Consider the following 13463-nt stretch of genomic DNA (forward strand, 5'->3'; position numbering starts at 1 on the left):
GGCCGATATTGATGAGTGCTAAAATGCAGATAACCAGAAGCTGTAGCTTCTGGTTATCTGGCTAGATTACTCGCTTTCAGGCTCCAGTAAGAAACTAGGTTTACCGTAAGATGAAACAAACAGTCCTTTTACCGCGCGGGTTGCAGCCACATGGAGCAGCGCACGTTCATTAAATAATGCATCACGTTGTTCAACAGGATCGTCAGATGCTATGGCTTTTACTTCCGGTACAACGCCATCGTTGATACCCGCAAGGAACACATACTGGAACTCTAGCCCTTTAATGCGGTGCATTGTTGCAATGCGAACACCGGCCCGTTGATCACTGTCGCCACTATCATTCCCTAAATTAAAAGTTTCAATTCCCGCTTCATTCAGAGCTGACACATAGCGCTCATTCGTATGCCTCGTGCGGGAAGTAATGCAGATATCCTGGGAACGGACATCATTGGCTAACAGCGCCTGAATTTGCTTGATAATCGTCGCAGCCTCTTCTTTAAAATCTGAAGCATAAGTGATCATGGGTTTTTCACCATGAAGCAATGATAAATAATCGTTGCAGGAATCAGTTTCACCATCCAGGTTGTCAACCTTAACGCCGGTTAACAACCCGACAGCAAACTGTCGCGTCTCTTCTGTAGTCCGGTAGTTAATTTTCAGTTTTTTACTACGGCGCCCACGAACGTTAATCCCACACTGACCCAGAACGACTTTATTGCGGTAAATACGCTGATGTCCATCACCCACGATAAAGAGATCGTTAGGAGACTCTGGAACCAGGCTACGAATAAGGGTAAAGGCCGGTGCGCCTATATCCTGAGCTTCATCGACTACGATACTGCTATAAGGCAATTGCACCTGTTTTTCTTTAAACAGAATGATAGCCTCATGCATGGCATCACCCATCTCTCGCAGTTTGGCTCGCGCCATTTGTGCCCGGAACTCTTCGAACACAGGCCAGATTTTCGCACGTTGAATACGGGATAACGCCGTGCCACGACCAATACGACTCACCTTCAGATATTCTTCACGGCTGTAAACCGCATTCGGCTGAACAACACGTTGCCACTCTTCAGAATAAAAGTTATCCGGTAATCCCAATTCAGCAGGAACTTGCTGCAAGGCATAGTTCCAGCATTTACGTCGCCCTTCATCGCTGTCATAGACCACGCGGAAATCATATCCATGGCGTTTAAGCTGCTCGCTCATCCAGGCATCAATGTTAACAACTTCAATACGCGCCATCTCCTCACGGCTACACAAACGCTGGAGGTTGGCGCGAATATCCGCCGCCAGGTTACGGGTGAAGGTTGTGAACAGAACTTTTTTACCGGGTTTATCGGCCAGGCGTTGGGATAACCAACGTGCACGATGCATCGCAACAACTGTTTTACCCGTGCCTGCACCACCTAACACTCGCACCGGACCATTTGCCGGAGACTCCACCAGTTTTCGCTGGCTCGGGTGCAGGAATACACGCCATTTTTCCAGTGGCGCATTGAGCATTTGCAGTAGCTCCTGTTCATTTTCAACGACATGGAAACGACGTTTACTTCTCTCAATTGCCTCAATAAAGTCGTTGGTATCAACAGGCTCATCACGGTGATCGTTAAACTCCTCCAGCACTTCCTGGTAATCCAGACCTTCTGCCAGCCAGTGTAGGGGCTCCCAGGCTTCTGCAGGCATCACGCTTTCCAGCTGATTCAGCCCTGTGGTATCCACAAGAGCCATCACCTGCTCAATAAACACAGGAGGAACACCCAGCGCGAGGATCTGCTCTGCCGTATACGCAGCAAAGAGTTTGGGTTTATCAACAACAGTCGGCTCGGGGGTAGGTTTGATATAGCTGGTATCAATCACCTGAATCGCACCGGTTACCGGGTGAATCGCACATTCGTGTCGCCGCGCCCAGTCGTAGGCTTCGTCGTGCTTATCCACCCACATCAGCATATACAGAGCACCCTGCTCAGGTTTCAGGACGATCCCCCGGTAGGTTTGGTCTATACGCACGGAATGCACATTATTGCTGCGTGCATCGTGGATCTTTTCGTAGTTCAGCCCATTACTCGTCGGATCCTGGCGGAACTTAGAGATGAATTCCTGGACCTTTTTTTGCTGCGCTTTAGGAATCCGCGCAAAAGCCCCCAGAAAACCATCAGAAAGTGCCACCTTTGGCGTTGGAATCGTCATTTGTCACCTCCGGACAGATGCTGCAATGTATTTTCGTCAATTGGCCCGAATGCAACGTGCCAACCCTTACTTGCGAATAAAGCAGTAAACTCCTGATTATCAATAATCAAGGCTTGCTTTTGTAATGGCCAGGCGAGATCGGCTTCTGCAATAATTTCGCCATCGTCATCCTGCAATTCATATCCAACCGTCGGTGCCGGTAGTGATAACGACTGAAGCAAAGCGATTTCTTCTGCGCCCAATAAGCCAAACTCAAGTATTTCTGCCCAGCTCTCGTCAGGCTGAATATCCACTACAACCGAAGTCTGCATTTTTACCGTTTCAGCCTCCTGCGGTAAATGAACCGCTTTACGGCTGGTAAATGTCATATCTGGCAGGAACTGCAGTAAATTCACCATCCACCAGAAACCGTTAAATCCGGCTTCATAGCCATCATCCTGGGAATAACGATCGTCAAAGCAAATATGCAGCCTCAACCAATTTCGCATTTGTTCAATGCTTGTCGTTGATTTAATGGCTTGTTGCGGTACAACAGCTGCCAGCTCAATGAACTGTTGTGATGAACTACAGCTATCCAGTAAACCACCAAATACAAAAGGTTCATCAGGCAAAAGTGCATTCAACCGATAAGCGGGAGCGTTCTCCTGCATTTCATAGGCGTACTTTTGTTTGGCTCCAGTATCCTGCGACTTTTTAGGATCCAGCCACACCCAGGCAAAGGCAGCGGCCATTTTCTGCCATAGCATAGTTTTATTACCGGGATCAGAGAGATAATCGAGTAGCAGTGCAAAACTGTTTCTCTCCCGGAATGAACCTTCAAGCGTAGCAAAGTTTGTATCATGGAACAGGTTATAAAACTTAGGCTGTTTCATATCCGGATTATGGCCAAGCCCCATAACATTCTGTACATGTTTAATGCCTTGTTCTTGAAGGTCAGCCCAGGTCAGTGTCCATACCCAAAAATTACCGCTGTCTTTAATCGCCTGCCGTTTTTGGACATCATCCGACACGCTATCTTTATGAAAAGCAAAACCATCCAGGAAAATTGCTACCGGTTTTATCTTTTCTGACTGCATCAGAGGGTAGAGCACATAATCTGGTCGGCTAAGGATGCCAACCCCTTCTTTAACCCCTAAATCAATCTGTGCTTTGAGATGCCAGCTCATCGCCGGTTCTGTACGGGTATTAATAATCCAGCCTGCATTCTGATGGGCATAACTCCGGCTCACGAGAAGATTTTTGTTATCCTGCAGGCAGTGAATGAACCGTTTTTCCAGTTCACTCCCCATCATGGCATCAAGCGAAATGTTTTTGATGGAATCAATAACGCGTATAGAAGCACTGGCCTTCAGGATTTTCGCCAGTAAGAGACGCGCCTGATCTCTTGATACATACTTCATACGCCCGCGGTCACGGTAAGCGTAAACACAGCGATAGCAGCCGTCTTTATGCGTATCATGGTTGCAGCTGCATTCCACTAGCGCCTTGTAGGCCAGCTCAAGTAATTTCAGAAGGTTGTCAGGTGTACGCATCAATTCTTTGAGTGAGCCAGTCCCCCCTGGTACGGTGTCGTAAATCACCAGATACTGACGCCAGGATTCGCCCTCATTTTCCGGCTCGCGATACACCACGCCTTTCAGATGATCCACGTTACCTTTGAAGTAATGTTTAAGCCCAAGCTGAATGGCTGCACCCAGGGAGGCTTCCACCACGCGATCGTTGCTGTAGCTGGTCACTGGCAGCAGGATACGCAATGCCTCAGATTCCAGTTGGCGATAAAGGTAGAGATAATCTTCAAACTTCGCTTTTTCGGGTTCAGCGCGATATTTACAGCTCAGGTCATGGCGTGGTTCATGGTCGCGAGGGCGCTGCACCATGCCGCAGCCGAGGCAAACTTTAAACCCGGTGCGTTTCTTTGCCTCTCCTGCGATCATCAGCTCATTGGCGTCATCCGCCATTTTGCCAAAGTTGATATCTCGCAGAGTCACTTTGCTCAAAAACTCAAAGCCAAACGGAATTTCGCCTTCATCAATGGCATAAGCGGCCGATACATCCTCTTTTTCGAAGCTGACCAGCAGCTGTCGCTGAAAGAATGCCGGTTCTCGGCTATCGCTCTCATCACTGATCTGGCTGTCACGGGCGCTTGAGCGGGCATAAACCTGGCGAAGCTTCAGTAACGTCGTTTTTTGTCCGGCATCAGCCCAACCTGGTGTGCCGCATTTAGGGCAGTATTTATGCTGATCGCCGGTCTGATCGATATTCTCGCTGTAGTTACAGTGGCTGCAAATACGCCAGTTTTCAGGCTCAGACAATTTAAGATCAATCTGTTCGATTTCAACTTTATGCCCGCCCGCATAGAAGTTATTCAACGGGGCCAGTTCAGCCAGCGCCGTTGATGCCGGACGTTCGTATTCGTAGGTCGTGTTCTGATACTCACGCGTCTCCCCACCGTCTTTACGCCGCCACAGCACAGAACGCAGCGTAATACCGGCCTCCGGGAAGGCGTAGTTGGGAAGTAATCCTTCATCGGTGAGGAAATTAAGCGTTTGCTTGTTGTTGATCTGGTTCACCAGCGCCATCAGCGCCTGACGTTCCGAAGTCAACTCGCGCATATCGCTGTCAAAGTTTTGATCGTGCGGATCGCTCTCCAGCTTGTCGATACTGCGCTTGAGTTTATCAATCCGGGAACGCAACGATTTGCGATCTTCCACCAGCAGTATTAATGCTTGTTCGATACGTTGAACCAGAGAACGCTGCCCTGATGCCCCTTGCAAATATGACAGTAACTGTAGACGAGTGTCTTCCGTAAGATCCGGGAAGATGGACGAGAACTGCTGAGCAATATCCGCATGATGTTGTTCAACATAACGCAGGAAGTTATAAGGGAACCCAGATTTGTGTCCAAACTCCAGCTCGTCCAGCATCTGCTTCACATTTTTGCTGATAGCAGATGCCGGGACGCCAGTTTTCACCCAGTTGTCCATGCAGAATGCGGCCAGCTGACGCTCCAGGATAGCCGTTGCGTTCAGGAACACACCAGGGGCCTGTACCTGCCCTTGCATCATCTCCAGAGGCTCTTCAAAGAAGAACTGATCGTGCGGGTTCCCCTCAGCCACCGTAATGTTAAGCGCATTGCCGTCTTTACGCCCGGCACGACCAATACGCTGTAAGTAATTAGCCTGCGCGGGTGGAACAGAACAGAGTAATACCGTAGAAAGGTCACCCACATCGATACCCATCTCCAGCGTCGGTGTTGCCGAAAGCAGGTTGATATTCCATGGCTGATTACCGCGGTAGAACGATTGTTCCGTAGCCTCACGATCTTCACGGCTCAGTAATCCGGTATGCTCTGCCCCCTGAACACGAGCGATGTCCATATTATCCCAGTGCCAGGTCACTGTATTTTCAGTTTCCTGATAGCGGCCTTCACAGCGCAGAGAAAGACATGGCGCGTTTCGCCAGTGCCACCCCTGATCGGCCGGTGCCCGAACAACCTCACGACAGCAAGAGCAGTTTAGCTGAACAACATCTCGGCTCACTACCAGCGCTGAAGGTACTAGCCCCCAAGCTTCTTTGCCTTTTGTGTCAAAGTCTTTTACCAACCCGGCCATTTTCAGTGTCGCAAACAGACGTCGTAAAACCGTCTCGGCCAGGCTGCTGATAAACAGATTATTGCCGTTGCTGAGCGTTCGGTTGATCCAATGCTGATACCAGCTGGGGTTGGATTTCGCACCAATCAGTCGATGGAAGCCATTTATTTTTTCAAACGAGGCATAGGCCGGTTTACGCGTTTTCGGACCAATAGACGGCATATAGCGTGAAGTTCGCTCCTTCTGCGTCATCATAAAGGTCTTACCCTCACGCCGATAACTTTCGAACGCCGGATGCAAAACAGCTCCCGCCTGCCGCTGATGCCAAAGAACGCCAATCACCAGGTGTGCCACCTGCTCAACGCTGACCCCAACCATTTCATCACCCAGCTCTTCGGCAAGCTGTTGGTGAAGCGCCGTTATCGCTGAATTGAAACGCGTAATATCAATTCCTGCCGCTGCGTAACCGGTGGCCTCCAGCGTACGGCCAATTCGTGCGCGTAGGGTAAATTCGCTGTATACCTCCCAGTCGAGACGAAGAGAAACCAGCTCCGGTAAATCGGAACTCTCTGCCAGCTGGCCTTCGTTCTTCAGTGTCTGGTAATCGTTCATCCACTGCATGTTGGGCGCGATGAAGCTCGCAGCAAAATGAGCATCATCCGGTGAACGCTCACGCGTCTGCTGGCAGACGCGTGCCGCAAAGGCATCCAACGGTAACGTTTCTTTTTCACCCAACACGCTGGCGATTTGTCCACGTACCATCAGCGGCCAGGTTCGGGCGGTAAAGAAGCTGGCGCGGTGTGCGGCATCCTGTACCGAGTCAGAAAACGTAATCAGCTTTTTATGTTCGTTGAACTGGCTGCCATAAAGCTGATGGATCATCACCGCTGACAGGCTGGCTGCCTGTGACCCTAGAATCGAAATACCTTGTTTGCTGTTGCAGTACGGACATTCGTTGGCAAATTCCAGTTCATCCTTACGCTCTTTGAGCATATCCGGGATAAGTACTTGTAGCAGACCAGTATGGCCACAATGCCCGCACTGCACGTTAGATTGCTTATTGAGCTTTAAACAGGAAGGGCACAGCTTCTGGTGAACACCGCTGACAGGTTTATCGTTGTTATCCGGGAAGGCCAGTACAATAGAACGGCCTTTTTCGAAGAACTGACGATAAATACCGTCCAGATCAGTTTCGAGTTGAACGCTCTGACCATGGCGCAGGCTCGCCCACCCGGTAGCATGGCAGTCACGACAGTGAATAACAGGAAGATAATGTTCGCGATCTTCCACCGCGACATCATCAGCAAAAACAAGCTCAGGTGTTTTTGACACGCTGGCAACCAGGCGGCGCATCTCGCGCAACCACAGCTGAGAACGTAGTTGCACAAAAGGCAGAACGGGACGTGCTTTATTCGCCTGTAGGCGCTTTTCCCGATCTTCCTGTTTTTCTGGAACCTCCAGGCGTGCCTGGGCAATCAGTGCCAGAATGCTTTGCAGCACGCGGGTCGCATGCCCGGCGCTTTCCGCCAGCATCACCTGGAGATTTTCCAGGCACTGCTGTTCCGACAAAATACCGCCCTGCAAATCCTCCAGCAGTACGTGCAGGATGCTGTGGTGACGTAACAATGCGCCCAACTCAATACGCTTTTCACGTCCGCGATCGCTGTTCAGATCGGCAGGTAATTGCAGTGAACTATCCGGGAACCACAGCGGAATTTGTCCGTTCAGATAGTCTACCGGGCTGGCGTACGTTTGCGGATCCAGCGCAGCGCTGACATCCTGGCCCGGATACTGACTGTACTCGATAGTATAACCTTGCAGATATTCCGCCGCCGTGTAGCGATCTTCACGAATAACCGCGTCATCACTAAATGGCTGATCAAAGATCGTTTTCGCGTAATCGAGTAGTTGCCCCAGTTCGTCACCTACGGTAGCCGACGTCCCCACGCAGGCAAAACGCTTGTCATCGACACCAATATGATGCTTTAAGCGGCGCACCAGACAGGCCAGATCCGATCCCTGCGCACCATCAAACGTATGCAGTTCATCCACCACCAGATAACGCAGTGACCCTGGCTGGTTATAACGCCAGAGTTTCTGATCGCCGGGGCGCATCAGCAGGTAATCCAGCATCTTATAGTTGGTTAGCAGGATATCCGGCGGATTCTCACGCAGGGTATGTTTGCAGGTGATGACTTTATCCGCAGACATCTTTTTGCTGGGCTCGATTTCACTGTCGCCGACAAACAGGCCGACGGTCACTTTGCCATGCAGTTGCGGATCGCTGGCGATGGTTTTAGCGAAACGGCTGGCCTGATCGGTTGCCAGGGCGTTCATCGGGTAAATGATGATCGCTTTAACACCGGCCTCTGATGCCCCAGCACAATGGTTAAGCAGCGGGAACATAAAACATTCCGTTTTACCGGAACCCGTCCCGGTCGCCACCAGCGTCGGCTGAGGCACCTCGATACCCAGGCGCTGGAACGCCTGCGCCTGATGCGCATGTGGTGGGAACGGCAGCGTCAGGTTGGGAAAGAAATTCAGCGATAAGTCACTTTTACGAAACGGCAGCTGAGCGGAAAGATACGGACCTTTCAGCAGCGTTTCCGGCTGGGCCAGAAATTGCTCCAGCATCGAGACGTTATTGTTTTCTTCACCATTAAACAGCGGGCTGTTAAGCGGGAAGGCTGCCCGTAAAAAGGAAGCAACGCTGTCGGCAACCTGCCGACTGACAACAGAAGGCAGCATCAGGCGCTCTCCTTATCTTGTGCAAAAAATGCCCAGGCCACTTTGTAATCATCTTCGCGGTCGGGTTTGATAAACGGAGCCTGCCAAGTGACAGTACGGCGCTCGCCTTCGTCGCTTCGGGTATAGTCATCAAAAGTGACGCTAACGGTACCGGTTTGCAGATGCTTGACATCATCCCAGCCGATGGCTTGATCGGTGCAGTCGCCGCTGGTCCATTCAGGGCTGTCGACATCAAAGACAAAACCGTTTTTCAGGTCCGCTTTACGCGCGGTACGCGGCAGACCAACACCCACCAGGCCTTTGCTTGGGGTAAAGACAATGCGGCCGTTTTGATCATACCAGGTATCGGCTTCATACTGACGCATGACCGGGAACTGAACGCGGTAGATAGTAAGCAGTTCTTCGAGGGTTAAACCCAGTGCCTGTGCCACCAGCACGTCGATTTCCACCAGCGCCTGACGGCGACTGTAGTCGGAACGTAAGGCGCAGTTACGCTGCCACTCTGGGGTCAGATCAGCGAAGAAATCCTGGGGAAGTTGTGGGAGATTGCGGCTCCAGCGCTGGGTGTTGAAGTCTGAGTTATAACAGGATTCCCAGAGAGCTGCATAATCATTTACCAAAGATACTAAACATAGGGCTCGGGTATGCAATGCTTTACGGTAGACAGCTTTAGTTAATAATGGCAGCTGATTAAGCATTGAAATATTAGCATGCCCGGAACCTGTACTTTTAACTCTAAAGTCTAGCGGTAGCGATATAGTCTGACAAAAGAAATCCAAGAGTTCTTTTTGGTTACTAAAAACAGTACTTAAACAGGTGTGAATATGGCTTACGCCCGGAGGCACGATTGTAGTAATCAGTGTTCTTTCAGATGAGGAACCAATCATTTCGCGATTCACAAAACGATAATAATCCGTCACCTTCCTCGGCTCGTCTTCATCCTGTTCTTTCCACGAAACCCGTGGAGTGCGCTTTGCATACTCCTGTGCATCACATGCCGGAATATAGTTAGTGCGCGGCAGGTAATCGTCGGGCAATGTTAGCAAGTCCATGCAGTCATAATCGCTGTTTAACGTACAGTTTTGGCGTGGTGTCTTGTAGAACGGCGTCCCAACAAAGAAGTGCGGGCCAGACAATACCCATTGTGATGCTTCCTCAGGGAACTGTGTCTTACGTTCAATAGTGCCGTCTTTCTGCTGGTTTGTTTCGTGCCACATTTCCAGAGACAGATACTGCCCCTGCAAATCACCTAATCTCTTCGGCTGATTAGCAAACTTTTCCAGCACAGCAACAAGTTGTTCTGCGTGCAAAGCTGGCAGACGTGCCTGCCAGGCTGGCGTTCCTTCGCTGTCATACAGACGAGCAAATAAAGAGAGCTCCTTCAAACCAATATGAATTAGACGTGAACGGTGGCCCGACGTATTCCAGGAAACTTTGATTTTGCCTTCAATTTCCTGCTCATCTTTGATACCAGGAACAGGGCCTGCATTGTTGTGTTCAAAAGAGGCATCAATAGCGCTTACTGCGTAAACATTTGACATATTAATAAAGGACGGTGTTGTATTCTGCGGTCCATATACGTTAATGCTGAACATCGTTGCATGATGCACTTCAGCAAAAAGACTCAATTCGTTATGAAATTGAAAATGTGTCCTCAACCTCGGATACACCGACGCACGCAACTGCCCGCCTTTCGGATCGTCATAAATCCCCTCCGGATGCAGGAACCCTGCCACGCCTTTCTGCGCCCCTAAGCGCCATGCCTGCGGCAGGAAGCATTTATACAGATTAGTCTGCACACCGCGTAGCACCGGGTAGTTCTGCTGCGCATTCAGGAAGTTTTGCATCCCTTCGCAACCCTCATACTCGTTGCGCCAGGCATTTTCGAGCAGCGAAATTCGATTGAAGATTTCATGACGTAATGTCGCCAACTTTGAGGCACTTAATCGGCCTAGAACAAACTCCGGCTCGTAGTCGCCCAGCACACCCGCTTCCTGCCATTCCACCTTCAGCCACGGCGGGTTTCCAAGCATCAGGTCAAAACCACCACGCTCGGCGTACAGATCGCAGAATTCCAGATCCCAATGGAAGAAACGGTGCTGCTTTTTCAGCGCATCAACAATCGCCAGACGCGGCAAATGGCGGAACAGCACATCGGTTTTCAGGCGACCTGCACCGGAAAACAGCGAAGACTCTTCACGCACCATGCCCTCGTCGGCAAACAGATCGCCGGTGGCCTGTTCTGTACTTTCTATCACTCTTTCCGTGACGACAATACCGTCGAGCAGAGTCTCCATCTCCATCAGCCACATACCGCGATCCGGCAGTTCATCCGCTTTGTCGATCGGCCAGAACCACAGCGCGCACCAGTAGTCCATCACCCAGCGCAGTTTCTGATAGGTACTGTTATCTTCGAGGCGGCCACTGAAGGTTTCATCTTTGCTGCTTAAAGAAGAGCGAACTTGAGCCGTATTTTCCGCAGGCCATACCGGGTAATTGTCGGCGGTTTTCTGACGCTCGGCTTTCAGCTGCTGACGGAACGTGTTCCAGAGTGCTTCCACTTTGCCGCTGATGCGCTGCACATCAACAATCTCATGTGGAGCAAAGCTTTTAGTAAACTCTTTGCGCCAGCTATCCAACGCTTTGAAATCATCCGGATAGCGCTGCTTAACGGTTTTGTCGCTGTAGTTGGCCATGCCGCTGTCCGGCAGCAGGAAGTGGAAAATCTGCTTCTCTTCGCGTGGAATATTCATCGCCAGCTCGGCCGGTTCGCTGTTAAGCCAGCTCGGATCTTTCGCTTTTTTGTAAGTCAGCTCGCTCTTGTTGAACACCTGACGGCGTGCGCCAACCAGCGAGTTGCCGCAGTGCAGCTGGTAGCCAAACCACGGTACAAATGCATCGCCGCTGATGGCGTTCAGCCACAGCGACACTTCCGCCAGTTCCACCGCCACCGGGTTTAAGTCCACGCCGAATACGTTGTTATCGGCAATGTACATTTTCACCCGTTGCAGCTCCTGGGTGTAGCGATCCTGAGGAATGCGGCGACCTTCCGCCTGCTGTTTGTGGAACAGGTAAGCTTCCGCCAGCTGGTTGATGGCTTCGTTAAGGAACGCTGCGCTGCCCATCGCCGGTTCGCACACGGTGAGGTTTAAGATTGCATCGGCTTTGGCGTGCAGATCGGTAATCGGATCAATCTGCTCTTTAAACAGCTCTTTCAGGGCATATTTGACTAACGAGCGGGTCAACACTTCCGGGGTGTAATAAGAGGCGGATTTTTCGCGGTCGCGCCCGGCCATGCGATAGATAAAGCTGCCTTTACGATGAATACGCAGGCTGCCGTCTTTTTCGTAGACCTTCTCGTCGTCGTGGTATTTGCCGATCTCGTCTTTGCTGACGAAGTAGCCCGTTTCCAGTTCGTTAAACTCTTCTCCGGCTTTTTTCACCTCGTAGAGGTCATCACTGGCAAAGAATCCTCGGTAAGAGAGCAGCGCTTCATACACTGCACCTAACTGGTTGATACCCAGCTGGCGATAGGAGATACGCCCCCGGCGATTAAAACGTCCTTTACCCGGGCGGCTTAACGACATCGCCTGAATAATTTGTTGCAGGGTTTCGTTGCGGAACACCACACGGTTAAGAATACGGGTGTTATTCGCTTCAAAAAGATGGCTTTCCAGACGCGGCACGCTGAACTGATGGCTGTGAATAGTGATCAGGTCGCCGCTCTCCAGGTCGCTCTGCATTTTCACGCCGCCGCTGTAGCCGTCACGCACCAGTTTGAACAGCATATTCAGGCTATCGTGGAAGTAGCGCCCATTGCGATCTTCTTCGCTGGTCAGCGGGATCATCTCCAGATCGCGCAGCGTTTCCAGGCTGTAGCCCTGCAGATAGGTTTTGGCGGTCATCGGCGCATAGCCCAGTACCGGGCGCGCTTCGATATAGAACAGGAACAACAGACGATACATATACCGCAGGCATTCGCGGCTCAACTCATCCGGGTTAATAGCACGTTTCCCGGTATAATAAGCCAGCTCGTTGTCGATGAGATAACGCATCGCTTCATTACCCAACAGCTCAATGCTCTCACGCAGGGCATATTTCAGATCTTCCGACACGCCAAACGCATGTTTGTGCGAATTGTCATCCAGCGAATCGAGGTACGGTGCACCGCTGCCTGGCAACAGCGAATCTTTGTGTAGCAACACCGACGTCGCTTTCAACGTATCCGTTTCACGACGGCTTAAAATTTCTTCAAAATCAAAGCGCAGCAGGCGGTTTTGCGCCCACTTAGTACGATCCAGCAATAACAGCTGGCGGTTACCGAGCAGCAGCACAAAACGCGGCGGTTCATTTTGCGTGAAGACCACCGTGGAGAGCAGATCCTGCCAGCTGCGGTATTCGCCGTTCGCTTTTTTACGCAGACTGTCGCGCTTATGTTTATCGGTATCTGCCGGGAACTGCGCGGTCAGCAGCGACAGCGCCAGCGGATCCAGCGTTCCTTCTTCCTGGTCATGTGCTTCGACAATCCACAGCCACGGACTGCCGTCGGTGCTGTTGTAACGAGCCAGTACCGGCAAAGGCGTATCGTCATCCAGCATCTGAATATGCGGATTGAGTTCATAACCCAATGCCTTTAATAGCGGCTGCCAGCGAGTGCGTTGATCGGCAAGACGCTGCGGGATCTGGCGCTGTTTTTCATGATCAGTGAGTTTGCGGAAAAACTCTGTCGCCAGGCTGTTAAGCTGGTTCCACGGCGCGCGGTAGCCTGCCTCAACCTCTTTGCCCTGTTCACGGGCAGCGCGTTCAGCCTCGCGAGCGGCATTTTCCTGCTCAATCCAAGGCTCCAGAACATCACGGATGTCGCTGGTAAAGACTTCGCCCAGATAGTGGTTGGAGTAAAATTCGTTTTCGTTATTAATACCGACCAGCGCCATA

General features: G+C 51.1%; 3 protein-coding genes. All 3 read right to left on the bottom strand.

The window, feature by feature from the left end:
* Nucleotides 1-66 precede the first annotated feature (66 nt).
* The 3 genes from GUC46_RS20845 to GUC46_RS20855 are packed head-to-tail and all read right to left on the bottom strand — an operon-like array spanning nt 67 to nt 13462.
* Nucleotides 67-2190, bottom strand: coding sequence for an ATP-dependent helicase (locus GUC46_RS20845; RefSeq protein WP_160180683.1), 2124 nt, complete (start codon nt 2188-2190; stop codon nt 67-69).
* Entirely contained in the window at nt 2187-8528 is a 6342-nt protein-coding gene (locus GUC46_RS20850; protein ID WP_160180685.1) for a DEAD/DEAH box helicase, read from the bottom strand. Before GUC46_RS20850 ends, GUC46_RS20845 begins: the two co-directional genes overlap by 4 nt.
* The gene (locus GUC46_RS20855) at nt 8528-13462 is read right to left on the bottom strand and encodes a class I SAM-dependent DNA methyltransferase (protein WP_160180687.1); all 4935 of its coding nucleotides are present in this window, start codon (nt 13460-13462) and stop codon (nt 8528-8530) included. The genes GUC46_RS20850 and GUC46_RS20855 overlap by 1 nt, the downstream gene beginning before the upstream one ends.
* Nucleotide 13463: the final 1 nt, after the last annotated feature.

Origin of the sequence: Citrobacter sp. LUTT5 (genome assembly GCF_009905315.1) — a bacterium.
Taxonomy (GTDB): Bacteria; Pseudomonadota; Gammaproteobacteria; order Enterobacterales; family Enterobacteriaceae; genus Citrobacter; species Citrobacter freundii.